Source organism: Paenibacillus tundrae (assembly GCF_036884255.1).
Lineage (GTDB): Bacteria > Bacillota > Bacilli > Paenibacillales > Paenibacillaceae > Paenibacillus.
Map to the genome: position 1 here is coordinate 20,138 of NZ_CP145605.1, position 17,960 is coordinate 38,097.

A 17,960-nucleotide genomic window follows, 5' to 3' on the forward strand; every position below is an offset into this window, starting at 1 on the left:
ATGGAGTCAGCGTTTTTTTGAAACTGAAAAGAATGATCGACTCGTAATAGGTTTATCAAAATATTGAGCGTATGGGAAGGTTAGGATATGAAATTGGAATCACATCGAGCACCATTGTATGAAGCATTACTTGCATATCGGGACTCAGGACAACGTTCCTTTCATGTACCCGGTCACAAAAATGGACAAGTCTATCGAGCTTTATTGCAAAAGGAAAGAAGCACACATTCTGTTGATCAGGCTACAAGTGATAATGAGAGTCAATTGGAGAGAGGGCCGTTAGAGCAATCACAATTACATATGGTCCCGGGAGAGCATGTTGCTACCGGTGAAAGACAGGAGCCTTTACAACATACTGCTCTACGGGAAGAGAAGCATCAGGAGGAACAGTCCCAGTCCAACATCGTACCCACGAGAGCATTCCTAGAGATGATGCGCATGGATGTGACAGAAATCTCGGGTACGGATGATTTGCATCATCCTGAGGGAGTTATTTTGGAGGCGCAGCAGTTGGCAGCGGATTGTTATGGTGCTGAGGAAAGTTTCTTTTTGGTCGGGGGGAGTACGGCTGGCAATCTATCGTTACTCTTAACCGTGTGTGATGAGCCGGGAAGTATCGTGCTGGTACAACGTAATGTACACAAATCCGTTATTCATGGGCTGATGCTCGCCGGTGCCAAGGCTGTATTCCTGGAGCCTTGGGTTGATCCTACGTCTGGACTCGCCGTTATGCCGTCTGTGAAGACGGTGCAAGCAGCTGTCCAGGCATATCCTGAAGCAAAGGGACTACTTGTCACGTTGCCTAACTATTATGGGATGGGCGCTGATCTGACGCCTATAGCCCATATTTGCCACAAGGCCGGCATGCCGCTGCTGGTGGATGAAGCGCATGGCGCGCATTATGGGCAGCATCCGGAGCTGCCTGCATCTGCACTGTCCTGCGAAGCAGACGGTGTAGTGCAGTCTACGCATAAGATGCTGTCTGCCTTCACCATGGGAGCCATGCTGCATGTTCAGGGAACAAGGATTAACCGTTCCCTGCTGCGTCAGCGACTGGCCATGGTGCAGAGCTCAAGCCCATCATACCCGGTGATGGCTTCGCTCGATCTTGCGCGCCAGCTCCTGCATGTGCAGGGCGCGCAGACCTTCACGGCGGGGCTCGCCGCCGTGCAGACCTTCAAGCGCGGCCTCGCGGAGCTGCCGCGCTTCCGATTGCTGCAGCCTGCGGCGCTGCAGCAGCAAGAGCTGTCAGCCGAAGTGGAACCGGCTGACCAAACCGCCCATGCATCTGCTGCACAGCCAGAGCAGATGCATGGGCAATCGGCGGCGGCAGAGCTAGGCCACGCCGCCGCAGGATACACCGCTCAGGATCCATTCAAGGCCGTCATTTATGACGGATTAGGAATACTGAGCGGTTATGGCTTGCAGCAGCAGCTTGAAGCGCGCGGCTGCATACCCGAGATGAGCGACGAACAATACGTCGTCTTGCTCTTCAGCTTGGGCTCTACAGAGGAGGATGCCCAGCACGTGTTGCAGGCTTTGCAGGACATCAGCTCCGCTTCTACTATTGAGGAAGATTTGCTCTCTCCTAAGGAATCAAGGGAACATACGAGAGAAGAGAAGCATTACATTTCCACGTGGAACAATTTTCAAGAAAAGGTAACCTACTACTCAGAGCCGATCCCATTTTCACTCCAGCCCATTAGAGAAGAGCACACAATAGTAATACCTATTAACGAATGTGCTGGACGCCGTTCTGCAGAGATGGTTATTCCATACCCTCCAGGCATTCCTCTCGTATATCCTGGGGAGCATATAAGCCCTACAATACTTGCGCGCATACAACTTTTGCGGGATGAGGGAGCTAAGTTCCATGGCGTAACCGATGCTTCTCTGCAAACGATGAAGGTAATGAAGAACGAATAGGGGTTGGCTTCGATAGAGAGTTATTTATTTTGGGTAGAGAGAAAGAAGGTACATCGTTGGGTATTCCGCTAAAAAAATATACAGGAATAGTCCTACAAGTCATATGTATGTATGGCTTCTATTGGATAGGAAACATGATTCAAACCATACTGAATCTACCGCTTACGGGTAGTATCATAGGTATGTTAGTACTTTTCATTGTCATTCAACTAGGCTGGATCAAAATAAGCTGGGGCGAAGAAGGCTCGTCCTGGCTTCAGTCCAATCTACAATTGTTATTTGTCCCACCAACTGTCGGTATTATTAATCATTTCGATTTCTTCCGAGCCAATACCATCTTACTTGTCCTTGGTTTGATTGGAAGCACACTAATTACCTGTCTGTTGTCTGCCTTAACCAGTCATTGGATTATGGCCTGGAGGGAGAAGCATCAACGGAAGGAGGAACTCTTATGTCATCCATCCTCCTTGGACTAGGAATGATTATATTGACGGTTGTGATGTATGCGGGAGCGACATATGTGTATCGTCGATTGAAGTGGCCGATTGTGATGCCTGTTTTAACGACAACCGCTATTATTGTTCTAATTTTGGTTATCACAGACATCCCATTAGATACGTACATGCTTGGGGGGCAATGGATTCAGGAACTACTCGGCCCTGCTGTGGTTTCCTTGGCGTTCCCCTTATCCAAACATATCCATGTGTTAAAAAAGAATATCCTGCCCGTTATAGGTGGCACCATTATAGGTAGCATTACAGGCATGTTTACAGGTGCATCTGTGGCCATTCTGTTAGGATACCCGAAAGAGATGGTCATCGCCATTTTGCCCAAATCGGTAACTACACCTGTTGCTATTCAGCTTGCTGATCAGGTTGGAGGAAATTCCTCTTTTACTTCACTGTTTGTGATGATTGCGGGTTTCTCCGGTATATTACTGGGTCCCATGCTGCTAAGGTGGGCAAAAATAAAGAGCAGCCATGCCTATGGGGTTGGTCTAGGTTCATCATCTCATGCCCTGGGAATGGCCAGATCTTTCGAGTATGGGGAGAATGCTGTGGCATTAAGCTCGGTTTCGATGATTATGAGTGCGATTATAGGATCAATGATGCTTCCGCTCTGGGTATGGGTGTTGTATTAGAGGCATCTCAGTGTCGAGTATGGGATTCAGCCCAAATAAGTGGATAGTTACAAAGTTTGTTTTCTTCAGAAACAATGTCGTTACTCGCGTAGTTTTGCCTGCGATCCGCTACTCCATTTCTAGCTTCATCCCATCTTCTCGGTACTGAAAACCGTCCTTTTTGAACATGATTATAAGGGAATTGCTGACCATCAGCCATTGATCATGTATAGTAATATAAATAGAAGCTTGTACAAAAGCAGACAGTGGGGCTTCTGGGTGCATGGGCATACACCTTCAAGCAGGCTACTTCATAGTCTGGAGTATGTAGCCCAGTGTACGACATGATAAATTCAGCTATGTGGATTGAACTAACGGCAATCTGGAGATGAGTTTCTGATCAAGAGATCAATCGTGGAGGATACTTAGCTGAACTTATACAGATCATACCCATTACACAGTACTCACGATCACACAATTAGACGCAATAATCGATATAGAAAGCAGGGAAGCATATGCAGGGCAGAGGTAAATTCATTACGCTGGAAGGGGGAGAGGGTTCCGGAAAAACAACGATGATCAGCAGGTTAGGTTCTTACTTGGAAGAACAGGGTATACCATTGCTAGTTACTCGTGAGCCTGGTGGGATTGAGATTGCGGAGAAAATACGTTCCATCATCCTTGACCCTCTTCATACGTCAATGGATTCACGAACCGAAGCACTGCTCTATGCGGCTGCTCGTAGTCAGCATCTGGCGGAGAAGGTGGAGCCAGCACTGAAGGCAGGTAAGATGGTCATCTGTGACCGGTTTGTTGACAGCAGTCTGGCCTACCAAGGATATGCTCGTGGACTTGGCATGGAATCCGTATGGGCTATTAATAAGTTTGCGATCGGTGACCTGATGCCAGATGTGACGCTGTATCTGGATATTGAACCTGAAGAAGGGCTTGCCCGGATCAATGCTCATAATGGACGTGAAGTGAACCGCCTAGACTTGGAAAGTTTAGAGTTTCATCGAAAAGTACGTGAGGGTTATTTTCTTCTAAAAGAACAATTCCCAGATCGGATTCAAATTATTGATGCTTCCCGCAAACCAGATGAGGTTGCTGCTTCAATGATTTTGTCGCTTAAGGCAGGGATTTTGAAGGATTTTGACGAGTAATTGTCTAATATATACACATGGCATTTATGAAGTGCTTATTATTGAAGGAGGTTATGCAGGATGAAACTAATTGTTGCGATTATACAGGATAAAGACAGCAACCGATTATCCAGCGCCCTGGTCAAAGCGAATTATAGAGCTACGAAGCTGGCCAGTACCGGTGGGTTTTTGAAGGCAGGCAACACGACGTTTATGATCGGTGTCGATGATGGTCAGGTCGAATCCGTAATGAACGTCATTCGCAGCAGTTGTAAGGTTCGTGAACAGCTCGTAACGCCAGTTACGCCAATGAGTGGAACAACCGACTCTTACCTGCCGCTACCTGTTGAAGTTCAAGTCGGGGGAGCAACCGTGTTTGTTCTGCCAGTTGATCGTTTTGAGCACTTTTAAGAGGGATTAAGCTAATCTCTAATACGCCTCGGATGAATACATGCCTCAAGGCGTACTTCTCAAGGCATACTAGAGAAAAGTTATGTCTTTCTTAAGATCAACAATCGACATTCTTCGTCCAAGAACAATAATCCATAATAGTGCATGTTCAAAAGCTTTTTGAACAATCTCTACTATACAGGACGGCTCTCCTTGGACGAAGGCTGACTATTCCAGAATGCATAAATTGCACATGATGGTGAATTTTCTCTACCATTATATATAGAGGTTTATACAGCTCATAATAAAGGCAAATTTCACGCACAGGCGCAATGCGCACTGTGCTGATGGGCGATTGCCCTACGGAGAGCGTATTTTGATAACACGTATTATAATAGAAAGCGGGCGTATCCATGAAAATCAATCCTGGGTTCCGGCCAATGCAGAGCGGTATCAGTTCTTCCGATTCTAGCTCTAAGCCGGTTCAATCCAAAAACTTCTCTGATATGATGAATCACCAGGGTGAACGGGCATCACAGGCTGAATTGAACCGTAGATTAAGTGAAATTCAAATGCAGGGTGACCGCTTGGCTCGATCCATGACGATCCGCGAACTCAAAGCCTATAAACAGCTCGTAAAGCGGTTTTTGGAGGAAACGGTTCGCCGCGGTGTTTCTATGAAAGAAACTCGGGGATGGGATCGCAGAGGACGGGGTAAACGGTATAAATTGATTGATGAGGTCGATGCAGCCCTGTTATTAATGGCAGACGAGCTGCTTGAGACTGAGGATGGGAAAATTACACTGCTTCAACAAGTCGGTGAAATTCGGGGAATGCTTATTAATTTAAGCTTCTGAGGAGGAAGTATGTCTTTTCAACAAATTATGGGTCAGCAGGCAGCGAAGCAGATGTTACAGAGCAGCTTAAGGCGTGAGGCGATCAGCCATGCATATTTGTTCAGCGGGCCATCTGGCAGTGGGCAATTGCAGACAGCGATTACGTTTGCCAAGGCGATATTCTGTACAGAGCTAGAGGACGATGCCTGCGGTCAATGTTTAGAATGCCGAAAGGTAGAGCATGGCAATCATCCTGATCTAACGATGCTTGCTCCAGACGGAAACAACATCAAAATTGATCAAATTCGGGATTTACAACGCATTTTCTCCTATCGTTCAGAGGCTGGACATCCTAAAGTGTACATTATAGAGCAGGCTGAAAAAATGACAGTTCAAGCAGCCAATAGTTTGCTGAAGTTTCTGGAAGAGCCTCAGGTACCTGCAGTAGGTATCCTGATTACCGATAACGGGCAAGCAATGCTACCAACCATTCGTTCTCGTGCGCAACTCGTTCCATTTAATGCGCTCAATCCGGAAGAAATGCTTCAAATATTGATTTCGGAAGGACACCCAGCTAATCTAGCTCGTTCTGCAGTCCATTTAGCGTCAGGTTTGGAAGCATGTAGAGAAATTCTCCAGCAGAATTGGTTTGCAGAAATTAGAAACGTAATGTTACAATTAGGGAAGGAGTCCCTGGGTAGAGGAAGTACATCATTGATCTCTGCACAGCAGAAGCTTTTCAAAACCGGACTCTCAGAACATCTGGATATGATGCTTAGTCTATTCCATTTATGGTTTAGAGATATGCTCTATATTCAGTACGGTAGGCATGAACATATCGTTTTTATAGATCAGTTGGACATGCTGTCTCAATTGGCTCGAACCCGGAGTACAGATCAGTGGGTCTCCTATATGGATTCGGCCGCGGCATGTAGAAAAAAATTGCGTTTCAATGTCAATGGCCAGCTTTGTCTGGAGCAATTTTTGATCGGTTTGGCATAAGACTGGGAGAGGACAGGGTTGTTCCAATCATATGCAAACGGTTATAACTTCGGGGGGTTCCTTAAGAAGATAGGGCTTCAGACGAAGTGGGATTGGCTTACAAGGGGGTTAATTTTTTGTATAGTGTAGTGGGTGTCCGTTTCAAAAAAGCGGGCAAAATTTATTACTTCGATCCCCTGGACCTTCCCATTGAGAAAGAAAACTGCGTTATCGTGGAGACAGCGCGGGGGGTAGAGTACGGTAAGGTTGTAGTTGGTAAGAAGGAAGTAGGCGAGTCCGATGTGGTATTGCCGCTGAAGAAAGTCATTCGCGTAGCAGGTGAGACAGATGCTCGTGTGGTAGATGAGAACAAGCGTGCAGCCAAAGAAGCATTCGGTACTTGTTTAAATAAAATCAAAGACCATGGCCTCAAAATGAAGCTGGTCGATGTGGAATTTACGTTTGATCGCAATAAAATTATCTTTTATTTTACAGCTGAAGGAAGAGTTGATTTCCGAGAGCTGGTCAAGGATCTAGCAAGCATTTTCCGAACGCGAATTGAGCTTCGTCAGATTGGAGTTCGAGATGAGGCGAAGATGCTTGGAGGAATCGGACCTTGCGGCCGTGTGTTATGCTGTTCTTCCTGGCTGGGAGACTTTGAGCCGGTATCAATTAAGATGGCTAAAGATCAGAGCCTGTCACTGAATCCGACGAAAATTTCCGGGTTGTGCGGAAGACTCATGTGCTGTCTGAAGTTTGAGCATGATAACTATGAAAGTGTGAGAGAAGAACTTCCGGCTGTAGGCAAATTGGTCGTCACCTCAATGGGTGAAGGAAAAGTTGTTGGGATCAACGCCGGTAATCGCACAGTCCATGTTCAACTGTTCGACATCAGTAAAGTCAAAGAACTTCCGCTGGATGACGTCGTTATCAAGTAAACCATAAAGGTTGCTTCGGGGTGGAAACTTGGAAAAGAAAAATCTGTTTACGCACATTCATGAAATGGAAACCCAATTGGGTCAGTTGCACAGTGATTTAGGTGAGTTAAAAATGATTGTCAAAGATCTGCTTGAGGATAATCAGCGGCTTACGATTGAGAATGAGCAGTTACGTAAACTGCTTAAGCGTGAAGCTCCAGCTGATCTGCCTACTGCTTCTGCACTAGCTCCGATTGCAAGACCCGCAGGGCCAGCTACCGGAGAAGATGTTGTAGGTGAAGGGTATGATAACTTAGCTCGGTTGTATCACGAAGGCTTCCATATCTGCAATGTCTATTATGGACATTTACGGACGGAAGGCGATTGTCTGTTCTGCCTGTCTTTTCTTAATAAATGAAGTGACCGTAGGGAAGATACCCTACGGTTTTTTTTAAGGTTAAAGCATATTAAGGTTAAAAACTGTAACGAAGCATAGTTTACCGGAGGATGAGTGCATCATATGACAGAAAATTCAGTAATGTTACATGAGTCAGAGCGAATTGATGACTTGCTCTCTCACGATCTGAAGATTATTCAAAGTGACGAAGTATTTAGCTTTTCCATGGATGCTGTGTTATTAGCGAGGTTTGCCTCTGTACCTAAACGTGGTCGGGTTCTTGATCTATGTACAGGTAACGGGGTAGTGCCGATTTTATTAACGACACGTACGCAGGCTAATTTGGAGGCAATTGAGATTCAGCCACGATTAGCAGATATGGCAAGACGTAGTGTGCAACTTAATGGACTGGACGAGTCGATCACCATTCATGAGGGGGATTTGCGCGAGCTTGTCAAAGTGACTGGACATGCAGCTTACGATGCAATAACGGTTAATCCACCTTACATGCCACTGAATGGCAGTGATCTGAAGATGAATACCCATCAGGCTATGGCACGCCACGAGATCGGATGTACATTAGAAGAAGTGATTCAAGCATGTAGTAGACTGCTTCGCAATGGCGGAAAAGTTTCGATGGTTCATCGTCCTCAGCGTATTGCCGAGATCATTTCTCTCATGCGGGAATACAAACTGGAGCCCAAGCGAATTCGAATGGTTCACCCTCGTTCACATCTGGAAGCGAATATGGTATTAGTTGAAGCTTCTAAGGATGGAAAGCCAGAAGTACGGATGCTTCCACCGCTCATTGTGTACAATGAAGAGGGAACCTACTGTGAGGAGATTATGGATATCTACTATGGCTCACAGCACAAACCACACCCCGTGGAAGGAGGGCTATAGATGACATTGAAAGTTCAGAAAAGCTATGTAGATTCTTCGGAAGGCTCAGGAAATTTATATTTGGTTGGAACCCCAATTGGTAACTTGGATGATATGACCTTCAGAGCCATCAATACGTTGAAGCAGTGTGATATCATCGCTGCCGAGGATACTAGACAGACGAGAAAGCTCTTAACCCATTTTGATATTACACCTTCCATGCTGTTTAGTTACCATGAGCATAATAAGGCGGCAAGTGGGCCTGAACTGATACGCTATATAATAGAAGGAAAAAATTTAGCACTCGTCAGTGATGCAGGTTTACCGGCTATTTCTGACCCAGGTTCTGACCTTGTGCAGCTCGCCATTGAAGCTGGAATTCGAGTTATTCCGATCCCAGGACCGAATGCAGCATTGTCTGCTTTAATTGTATCGGGATTACCGACAGAACGATTCACCTTTGGTGGTTTTCTGCCACGAGAGAAAAAGGATATACGAAAAGTGTTGGAGGCTTTTGACGAATCAAACGGCACTTTGTTGTTTTATGAGTCACCTCATCGTATTCGTAAGACACTATCTCATTTGGAAGAGATCTTGGGTGATCGTCCGGTAGTTTTGGCTCGAGAATTGACTAAGCGCCATGAGGAGTTTGCAAGAGGTAGCATTCGAGAATGTATCGAATGGCTTGAAGAGCATCCACCGCTTGGAGAGTATTGTCTTCTAGTTGATGGAATCAAGGAGCATGAACGAAAAGCAGAACGTGAAGCATGGTGGCAACAGCTTTCGTTGGAAGAGCATGTAGCCCATTATGAGTCTGAGGGTCTAGGTCGTAAGGATGCGATGAAGAAAACGGCCACAGATCGAGGATTAACGAAGAGAGACGTGTATAACGCTTTATTGTAAATCCGACCAGATCTATGTAAAAAATGACAAAATCCAACCTTAAAGCAACCTTAACTGGAAACTTAAAGAAATATTAAAATTGAAGCTGCGGTGGAAAATAATTTAATAAGGATATGGCATCAACATGATATCTCTTTATATTGTCATATCGGATCCACCGCTTACTTCGCATTCGCCTCAGTGGCAAGACAAGTAGGCTTTTTTTTGGGTAAAGAAACAAAAAAAGACCTTCCAACGGTGGGGTTCACACCGGGAAGGCAAGCAAGGAATATAAAAAGGTTAGAAATAACTATTGAATAAGTCCATTATACCTGATTTTTCTTATTTTGTCACAGGTGCAGGGATCTCGGAAATACATTCGTTACAAACGATTTTACCTTTGAAGTAAGTTACGTTCTCAGCATTACCACAGAAGATACAAGCTGGCTCGTATTTTTTCAACATGATGCGCTCACCATCAACATAGATCTCAAGAGCATCCTTTTCGCCAATACCCAGCGTACGGCGCAATTCGATTGGAATAACTACCCGTCCCAGTTCGTCGACTTTTCTTACAATACCTGTTGATTTCATCATTATAATCAGTGCTCCTCTCAGCTACTTATCATTGTCATTATTCGACATTATTTTATGTTTTATGATACCCATCATACCAACGATTCCCAAAACAGTCAACCTTAAAATTAGCTTAAAATCAAGGCTGTTTTTGATAAAATTAAGATGGGTAAGGGATTGCAAGCTGTTTTTCGCATTTAAACACGAATGTCAGCTTTGTCGATTTGGAAAACATTATAAACCCCGTCTTCGACATAGTTCGACAAATAGTGTCGAATCAATGATGGATTTCGGGGCAGAAACGACAAAACTAATTAAAATAAATTAAAAGGAGTGACAATTATGGAACAGCGATTAACGGAGGAAAAGGTATTCAAAGATCCCGTACATAATTATATCCATGTGCAAGACCCGATTATCTGGCAGTTGATCAATACCCCCGAATTTCAACGCCTGCGTCGTATTCGCCAACTAGGCACATCCTATCTAACATTTCATGGAGCAGAACACAGTCGTTTTTCACATTCGCTAGGTGTGTACGAGATTACACGTAAAATTATTTCACAATTTGAAAGAAGTCATTATTCGGATTGGCCGAAAGAAGAGAAGATTGTAGCTCTCTGCGCTGCCTTACTGCATGATTTGGGTCATGGCCCATTCTCTCACTCAATTGAAGAAGCTTTTGATATGAATCATGAAGATTGGACTTGCCGCATCATTATGGGCGATACCGAGGTAGGGGCCATCTTAAGACGGTATGCGCCAGACTTTCCAGAGAAGGTTGCATCGGTCATACAAAAAACGTACGAAAAGCCTATTGTGGTCAATTTGGTTACGAGCCCGCTTGATGCTGATCGCATGGATTACTTACTCCGCGATGCATATTTCACAGGTGTTAACTATGGTACGATTGACCTTGATCGGATTTTGCGTATGCTCCGTCCATACCACGGACGAATTGTGGTCAAAGAGTCAGGTATGCATGCTGTTGAGGATTACCTGATGTCCAGGTACCAGATGTATTGGCAGATCTACTTCCATCCAGTTACCCGCAGTTCTGAGATTATATTGCGTCAAATTTTCAAACGAGCTAAAACGCTGGTGCAGCAGGGATTTAATTTCCGTTTCATGCTGGATCCTCTGCCGCAGTTGTTTGAAGGCGAACTTGCTGTTCATGAGTATCTGCAACTGGATGAGGCATTGATTCAAACGGCATTCATGCAATGGCGTAAAGAAGACGATGCTGTTCTAAGTGAGTTGTGCGAACGATTTATGGATCGCAGACTATATAAGTATGTAGAGGTTGAACAGATCGATGTAGAGACGATTGAAGAGATGCGAGAAGCTTTCGCCAAGGCAGGATTAAATCCTGAGTATGATCTTGAAATTGATTTTCCGACCGATCTTCCGTATGATGTGTTTCGTCCGAATGAATCGACGGATAAGCAGATCTTGTTGCTAGATCGGCAGGACCAGCTACATGAGCTGTCAGAGGTTTCCGATATTGTCCGTTCAATCAGTGGCATTCATCGTGGAAAGCATCATTTATACTATCCGCAGAATAAGGTTGATACCATTCTTCATGAGTTGCCATCTCATTTGCGCCCCTACTTCTCATGATGGGGTGGTGCGGCTTTATGCCAAAGTAGCTATGCTAAAAAGCATTTCTAACCTGAGATGTTCTCATGATACAGTAATCTGCTTTAATGGAGAGGATATGTAGATCGACATAATTTTGTAATCTTAGGTTTTTTTATAAAATTATATATCCCGAAACAGATCTACATATAGAGTGTGTTGTGACCGATTCATTCCACATATTGTAGTTAGTTAGGGTCGAATTGATTAAAAAAAACCTGTATAGGCTAATTTTATCCACCCTAAAAATTTACTTTTTTTAAAAAAAAATAAATCAGATATGGTTGCACATTGCATAAGCGTGAATAGACAGCCTATTTATTCTGATTCGACAGAAAGGGAGAACGAAACATGATGTTATTCGACACCCATACCCATCTAGATGCGCCCCAATTCGACGAGGATCGTGAAGCTATGATTCAAAGAGCTGTTGATGCAGGAATTAGCCGCATGATTAATGTCGGTTTTAACCGAGAAACGATTCCATCCACTATGAAATTAGCGGAGACATATGACTTTATTTACGCAGCCGTTGGGTGGCATCCCGTGGACGCAATTACGATGCAAGAGGGTGACTTGGAATGGATTGCATCTTTATGCAAGCATGAAAAAGTCGTTGCCATTGGCGAAATTGGTTTAGATTATCATTGGGATACATCACCAAAGGATGTGCAACAGCGTGTATTACGACAACAGATTGGACTAGCTCGTGAGCTGAACATGCCGATCGTCATTCATAATCGGGATGCGCATGAGGACATCGTGAGAATTTTGCGGGAAGAAAAGGCTGGGGACGTTGGTGGAGTAATGCACTCCTTCTCGGGTAGCTGGGAAACCGCGAAACAATGTCTAGATCTCGGGTTTCACCTCTCGTTTGGAGGACCGATTACGTTCAAAAATGCGAAGCAACCTAAAGAGGTACTGGAGAAGGTACCGATGGATCGTTTCTTCCTCGAAACCGATGCTCCTTATTTGACTCCACATCCATTTCGCGGTAAACGAAATGAGACAGCGCATGTACGTCTGGTTGCAGAAGCAGCTGCGGAAATTAAAGGCATTTCGTTAGAGGAAATTGCCGCAATAACCACCAAAAATGCCATGGAACGATTTGGTATTCGTTAAAAACTAGAGAAAATGTGATGAAAAAGTGAGCTAGGCGGAGGTAATTTGCTTTTTGATCCAAATAAATCAAGAATATTACAATATTTTAACCAAATATTTAGAAAAACGTACTTGAACAACGCTTTACAACATGCATCGAAACAGGATATCATCTTTTCAGTGAATTGTTGTGCGGAAAATTGGACAGATGTTCGGGGGATGAACAAAGGGACACTTTCCGATGAACAACATTACTTTCATGAATCGATCTCGCTGAGTCTCCGTTATCGGAGAGCGGGGGAACCAATAGGGCTTAAACATCGGTGAATATAGCCGGTGCGCATCGTTCGCTGACCCAAAAGCAGCGGAAAGATCTGCGAAGCACTATTTGATTTCTTCTTTGGGTCTCGGGGTGAATTCAAGGGCATCCGCCATGAGCGGGTGACCGGAGATAGGGCGGCTCTCTTTCGCCCGAACCCGACAGCTAACCTCGCAAGCGGAAAAAGAGAGGCAACCTCGTGCATGAATTTCCGATATTCAAAATCATTCGGAAGCCACGAAAGAGTCCTCTTACACTCTTTCTTTGGCTTTTTTTGTTTTTGAATAAAAGAAATACTGTCATCATACGGTAAGTATTCAGGAGGATGACATCATGTTGCGAAGATTGATTCATGGTGCAGAACCGGCTAGGTTGATCTAATCCGTGTTCTGTAGAAAATCAGGTATAGTCGCGTCAAAGACATCATGCATTACTCTAGACGGCGAGGCTATGAAGGAGGACGGAGAAGTGGGCACATTCCAAACAGAAGAGACCCATGAGTCACGATCATCCAGTAAGTCTTTCGCGTTACGGTGGAAGCATGAGAACATGCGTCAAATGGCATTGATCGCGATATTCTCAATTGCGCTTACAATCATGATCTTGTTAGTCGTATATGGTCAGGCCGGGAAACAAATTTCGCTGGTTATCGATGGCAAAGCTCAGGCAGTAGAGACTCGTACAGGAATGCTTCAAGAATTGTTAGAGGAGCAGTCAATCACAGTCAGCCCTCACGATCAGGTATCCATGCCCTTGAATGGGGCGATTGCAGATGGAGACCGTATCGTTATTGAGCGGGCCATTCCAGTAAATATTACGGCAGACGGAGACACCAAGACTCTGTATACAACCGATGCATCGGTAGAAGAGGTAATTCAAAAGTCAGGTATTGAAATTACAAGCGATGATAAAGTTTACCCTGCGCTCGGAACTTCAATCAAAGAGGATATGAAAATCCGTGTAGTGCGTGTAACAAAGCGTACAGTTGATGTGGAGCAGCCCATCGCATTCAAAGTTATCAAAACGGCTGACCCAAGCTTGTACAAAGGTGACAACCGCGTCATCGTAAGTGGTAAAGAAGGTACACTTGTACAACACATTGAGAAAGTGTTCCAAGATGGAGAATTAGTCTCCAAAAAGATGGTTGGTAAGTCGGTTGCGACGAATCGTGTAGATAAAGTCATCGCTGTCGGAACCAAAGCTAAACCTGCACCTGTTGTGAAGGAGCCTGAGATCCAAACGGTATCGGCTAGCACTTCGAAGACAAAAACAGCAACAAAAACGGCTTCATCGAACTCGGATAAATCCTCTGCCTCGGGCAGCAAAGTCATTACCGTTTCAGGTACTTCTTTTAAATATTCTAAAGTTCTCAAAAATGTGTCTATGACAGCTTACTCTTCAGAAGAGCCTGGCATTGGCACCAAAACAGCCTCCGGTACTCGGGTAACAGAAGGTCGCACCATTGCGGTGGATCCGAAGGTTATTCCAATCGGCTGGTGGGTATACATTGAAGGTCTCGGTTTCCGTCGTGCCGAAGATACGGGCGGAGCTATTAAAGGTAATAAGATTGACGTATATTATGACAGTGTGAAGCATGCCATTAACTTCGGACGTAAAAAAGGCAAGACGGTCTATGTGATCGGTCCGGTGAAGCCGGAAGCGAACTAAAATCGTTTTACTTTGAAATGGGAATGCTATAAAATATAAGGCATGAATGATTCATGCGGAATATGCGGCGGGAGGGTCTGAAATCAGTCTCGCCCGCCGTTTGCCAGAGAAGAGGGATATTCCTCTTCTTTTTGCGTTAGAAAGGAAGAATTGGAACATGATAAAAGAAGTGATCGTGGTTGAAGGCCGTGACGATACGGTGGCGATAAGGCGCGCGGTTCAGGCGGATACCATTGAAACAGGCGGATCAGCCATTAATCAGCGGATTCTGAAGCGTATTGCACTTGCTCAGGAGCGGAGAGGGGTCATTGTTCTGACTGACCCAGATCATGCTGGTGAGCGGATACGGAAAATCATCGCCAATAAGGTACCGGGTTGTAAGCACGCCTTCATTCCTGAGGCTGATGCAACGCGCAAAGGAGATATTGGGGTCGAGAACGCTTCGCCAGAAGCCATTCGCCATGCCCTAGCACGTGTGCATACGTCCTATGAGGGGGCACCGAGTCTGATTGATTGGGAGGATCTCATCGCTGCTGGACTCATTGTGCATCCACAGGCTGCCGCACGACGTATGGAGATGGGGAACATACTCGGCATCGGTTATTGTAATGGTAAGCAGTTTCACAAGCGGTTAAGTGTGTTTCAGATCACCCGAGAAGAATTCTCTGCCGCATTATCGCAAATCGAATGTGAAGGATTGTGAAGTAAATGAAGGGTATGGAAGAGACGTTGGAAATTGCAACACCCAAACGAACGAAAGAGATTATTCAGAAGCATGGATTTTCATTTAAGAAGAGTCTAGGACAGAACTTCCTAATTGATCAAAATATATTGAACAAGATTGTTAACGCTGCGGATTTGGACGAGTCCAAAGGTGCACTGGAGATTGGACCGGGAATAGGAGCACTAACGGAGCGGCTTGCTAGAGTTGCAGGGCCTGTAACGGCAGTAGAGATTGATCAGCGGCTCTTACCAATCTTAGGTGAAGTGATGGAGCCTTATCCCAATGTACGGGTTCATCATGGCGATGTACTGAAGCTGGATCTGGAGGAGTTATTCCGAACGGATTTTGGTCAAGTGGACAAAGTCAGCGTTGTTGCGAACTTGCCTTATTATGTGACAACACCAATCATGATGAAGCTATTGGAAGAAAAGCTGCCTGTAGACAGCATCGTGGTTATGATTCAGAAGGAAGTAGCAGAGCGGATGGCTTCCGCACCTGGTTCCAAGGAGTACGGTAGCTTAAGTATTGCCGTGCAATACTACAGCGTACCTGAACTAGTTTGTATTGTTCCACCTACCGTATTCATTCCTCAGCCTAATGTGGAATCAGCGGTTATCAAACTTAAGGTTCGGGAACAGCCTCCAGTACAGGTGCCAGATGAAGCACACTTCTTCGAGGTGGTACAGGCTTCTTTTGCACAGCGTAGAAAGACTATTTCCAACAATCTGAAATCTCGCTTTTTCACAAAGGATAACCGGGAGCAGGCTGACCAATTATTGGAGCAAGCAGGTATTCAGCCATCTAGACGTGGCGAGACTCTCAGCTTGGAGGAGTATGCAACGTTAAGTACGGTGATGTGGGAAGCTGGAGTACGTGCAGCGCTATAGGCATTTCAGTAAAGACAATGCATTTCTTAGAAATTGCCTTCTTGTGAACTGTCATTTGTAAAATCTTAGGTCTTGCAAGGTAATGTACTAAAATCGGATGAACCAATCCGGGTGCTAGCCCATACGATGGGTTAGAGGTGATTATGTTGATGAATATCGGAGACTTGGTCGTTCGGAAGTCATACGGAGGAGATGTGACTTTTCGGGTGGAAGGCCTTCAGGTGGACAGTGCTGTTATTAAAGGTACCGAGTTCCGGCTGCTTGCTGATTCCCCGGTGGATGATTTGATACAGGTTCCATATGAACCGCAGAGCGCTAAGACCCGACAGGCGCATGTTAAGGCTCACCAGACGCTCTCACGTCTACAGCAGAATCGGATGGAACAGGCGCAGCGAAATCGAGAAGGATTGGGTCAGGAATGGACCCAGCAGCAAGAACCTGCCTATTTCGAAATGCCTGGCAAAGTGCTTCACCTGGACGGAGATCCAAACTATTTGAAAAAAAGTATGAATCTCTACGAACAGCTTCGCGTTCCAGCGGAGGGGCAGTACGTACATGAATCTGCTATGGCCGATACGTTGTATCACCTTTTACCGAAGGTTAGGCCAGACATTGTGGTCATTACAGGGCACGATGGCGTGCTGAAGACTCGTCAGCCTTACGATCTGTACAGTCTGGGGAGCTACAAGAACTCTCAGAACTTTGTGGCAGCAATCCAGGTTGCTCGGCAGTACGAACGTCACTTGGATGCGCTCACCATCGTTGCAGGAGCGTGTCAGTCTCATTTTGAGGCTCTGCTGCGGGCAGGGGCGAACTTTGCCAGTTCACCAGGCAGAATACTGATTCATGCGCTTGATCCGGTATATGTGGCAGCCAAAGCCTCCTTTACTTCAGTTAGAGATACGGTGAATATGAATGACATTCTGCATAATACCATTAGCGGAAGCCAAGGTGTGGGTGGGGTAGAAACGCGTGGCAGTTACCGTGTCGGATTACCTGGATTGAACGATTTATCTACGTTAAAAGTGAACCCATCTGCGGTTTGAGTTGGTGCGAAGAAAGTCCCAGTTCGGGGCTTTTTTTATTTGCAAAAAAATTCATTGACAGAAACTTTTCGATGCTGATATAATAATTAGTTTTGATTTGACATAGACTGTAAATTAAGGTATAATGGACAAGAAAAGAGGTGGTCGTCGACAATGGCTAAAAATACGCTGTTGGATATCAAACGCAATCTCGACGCTCATATAGGTCAGAAAATTATGTTGCGGGCTAATGGTGGCCGCCGTAAGACTATCGAGCGTACGGGTGTATTGGAAGAAACGTACCCTTCTGTTTTTATTGTTAAGCTTGATGAGGAACAAGAAACCTTCAAGCGAGTATCTTATAGTTATGCAGATATACTTACGGAGTCGGTGGAAGTCATGGTATTTGATCCAGGCAGCCAGACGCATAGTTCATATATGGAGCCGTAAGCATCGTTTTACAGGCGATTCGCCCCACAGGGCGGATCGCTTTTTTATTTTCATAAATGAGGAATCCCATCTCCCCATCAAATTAGGAATGAGGTTTAG

General features: G+C 45.1%; 19 protein-coding genes and 1 riboswitch. Of the genes, 18 read left to right on the forward strand and 1 reads right to left on the reverse strand.

Features of this window, described 5'->3' with window-relative positions:
* The first annotated feature begins 87 nt into the window (after nt 1–87).
* From V6W81_RS00080 to rsmI, 11 genes are all read left to right on the forward strand, one after another.
* Nucleotides 88–1,926: an aminotransferase class I/II-fold pyridoxal phosphate-dependent enzyme gene (locus V6W81_RS00080; protein ID WP_338541208.1), complete on the forward strand. Its 1,839-nt coding sequence runs from the start codon at nt 88–90 to the stop codon at nt 1,924–1,926.
* 134 nt (nt 1,927–2,060) lie between these two features.
* Nucleotides 2,061–2,402 carry a CidA/LrgA family protein gene (locus V6W81_RS00085; protein ID WP_338541209.1) on the forward strand — a complete coding sequence of 114 codons (342 nt, stop codon included), beginning with the start codon at nt 2,061–2,063 and terminating at the stop codon, nt 2,400–2,402.
* On the forward strand, nt 2,378–3,067 hold the full coding sequence (locus tag V6W81_RS00090; RefSeq protein ID WP_338541210.1) for an LrgB family protein: 690 nt from the start codon (nt 2,378–2,380) through the stop codon (nt 3,065–3,067). The genes V6W81_RS00085 and V6W81_RS00090 overlap by 25 nt, the downstream gene beginning before the upstream one ends.
* A gap of 494 nt (nt 3,068–3,561) precedes the next feature.
* Nucleotides 3,562–4,209 carry a dTMP kinase gene (gene tmk / locus V6W81_RS00095; protein ID WP_056697373.1) on the forward strand — a complete coding sequence of 216 codons (648 nt, stop codon included), beginning with the start codon at nt 3,562–3,564 and terminating at the stop codon, nt 4,207–4,209.
* Between the two features lie 60 nt (nt 4,210–4,269).
* Nucleotides 4,270–4,599, forward strand: a complete 330-nt coding sequence (locus tag V6W81_RS00100) for a cyclic-di-AMP receptor (RefSeq protein WP_056697375.1) — start codon at nt 4,270–4,272, stop codon at nt 4,597–4,599.
* Nucleotides 4,600–4,991: 392 nt separating this feature from the next.
* Nucleotides 4,992–5,435, forward strand: a complete 444-nt coding sequence (locus V6W81_RS00105; RefSeq protein WP_128099750.1) for a YaaR family protein — start codon at nt 4,992–4,994, stop codon at nt 5,433–5,435.
* 9 nt (nt 5,436–5,444) lie between these two features.
* Nucleotides 5,445–6,416 (forward strand): DNA polymerase III subunit delta', encoded by a 972-nt coding sequence (holB, locus tag V6W81_RS00110; protein WP_338541211.1) that lies wholly within the window; start codon nt 5,445–5,447, stop codon nt 6,414–6,416.
* 116 nt (nt 6,417–6,532) lie between these two features.
* Nucleotides 6,533–7,333, forward strand: coding sequence for a PSP1 domain-containing protein (locus V6W81_RS00115; protein WP_056697383.1), 801 nt, complete (start codon nt 6,533–6,535; stop codon nt 7,331–7,333).
* 28 nt (nt 7,334–7,361) lie between these two features.
* The gene (yabA, locus tag V6W81_RS00120; RefSeq protein WP_338541212.1) at nt 7,362–7,730 is read left to right on the forward strand and encodes a DNA replication initiation control protein YabA; all 369 of its coding nucleotides are present in this window, start codon (nt 7,362–7,364) and stop codon (nt 7,728–7,730) included.
* Nucleotides 7,731–7,832: 102 nt separating this feature from the next.
* Nucleotides 7,833–8,612, forward strand: a complete 780-nt coding sequence (locus V6W81_RS00125; protein ID WP_145053167.1) for a tRNA1(Val) (adenine(37)-N6)-methyltransferase — start codon at nt 7,833–7,835, stop codon at nt 8,610–8,612.
* Nucleotides 8,613–9,494 carry a 16S rRNA (cytidine(1402)-2'-O)-methyltransferase gene (rsmI, locus tag V6W81_RS00130; RefSeq protein ID WP_338541213.1) on the forward strand — a complete coding sequence of 294 codons (882 nt, stop codon included), beginning with the start codon at nt 8,613–8,615 and terminating at the stop codon, nt 9,492–9,494.
* A 321-nt stretch (nt 9,495–9,815) separates the two neighbouring features.
* On the opposite strand, the gene V6W81_RS00135 is transcribed toward rsmI, so the two are convergent.
* Nucleotides 9,816–10,070, reverse strand: a complete 255-nt coding sequence (locus V6W81_RS00135) for an AbrB/MazE/SpoVT family DNA-binding domain-containing protein (RefSeq protein ID WP_024633700.1) — start codon at nt 10,068–10,070, stop codon at nt 9,816–9,818.
* Between the two features lie 321 nt (nt 10,071–10,391).
* On the opposite strand from V6W81_RS00135, the gene V6W81_RS00140 reads away from it, so the two are divergent.
* From V6W81_RS00140 to veg, 7 genes are all read left to right on the forward strand, one after another.
* Entirely contained in the window at nt 10,392–11,669 is a 1,278-nt protein-coding gene (locus V6W81_RS00140) for an HD domain-containing protein (protein ID WP_145053171.1), read from the forward strand.
* 369 nt (nt 11,670–12,038) lie between these two features.
* Nucleotides 12,039–12,809, forward strand: a complete 771-nt coding sequence (locus V6W81_RS00145) for a TatD family hydrolase (protein ID WP_186381079.1) — start codon at nt 12,039–12,041, stop codon at nt 12,807–12,809.
* 240 nt (nt 12,810–13,049) lie between these two features.
* A riboswitch (cyclic di-AMP (ydaO/yuaA leader) is annotated at nt 13,050–13,303 on the forward strand.
* Between the two features lie 272 nt (nt 13,304–13,575).
* Entirely contained in the window at nt 13,576–14,775 is a 1,200-nt protein-coding gene (locus tag V6W81_RS00150; protein WP_145053173.1) for a 3D domain-containing protein, read from the forward strand.
* Nucleotides 14,776–14,932: 157 nt separating this feature from the next.
* Nucleotides 14,933–15,478: a ribonuclease M5 gene (rnmV, locus tag V6W81_RS00155; RefSeq protein ID WP_128099756.1), complete on the forward strand. Its 546-nt coding sequence runs from the start codon at nt 14,933–14,935 to the stop codon at nt 15,476–15,478.
* A gap of 5 nt (nt 15,479–15,483) precedes the next feature.
* Complete coding sequence (rsmA, locus tag V6W81_RS00160) at nt 15,484–16,386, forward strand: 16S rRNA (adenine(1518)-N(6)/adenine(1519)-N(6))-dimethyltransferase RsmA (RefSeq protein ID WP_145053175.1); 903 nt, start codon at nt 15,484–15,486, stop codon at nt 16,384–16,386.
* A 149-nt stretch (nt 16,387–16,535) separates the two neighbouring features.
* Nucleotides 16,536–17,432 carry a sporulation peptidase YabG gene (yabG, locus tag V6W81_RS00165; protein WP_145053177.1) on the forward strand — a complete coding sequence of 299 codons (897 nt, stop codon included), beginning with the start codon at nt 16,536–16,538 and terminating at the stop codon, nt 17,430–17,432.
* 153 nt (nt 17,433–17,585) lie between these two features.
* Nucleotides 17,586–17,861 (forward strand): biofilm formation stimulator Veg, encoded by a 276-nt coding sequence (veg, locus tag V6W81_RS00170; RefSeq protein ID WP_056697400.1) that lies wholly within the window; start codon nt 17,586–17,588, stop codon nt 17,859–17,861.
* Nucleotides 17,862–17,960 lie beyond the last annotated feature (99 nt).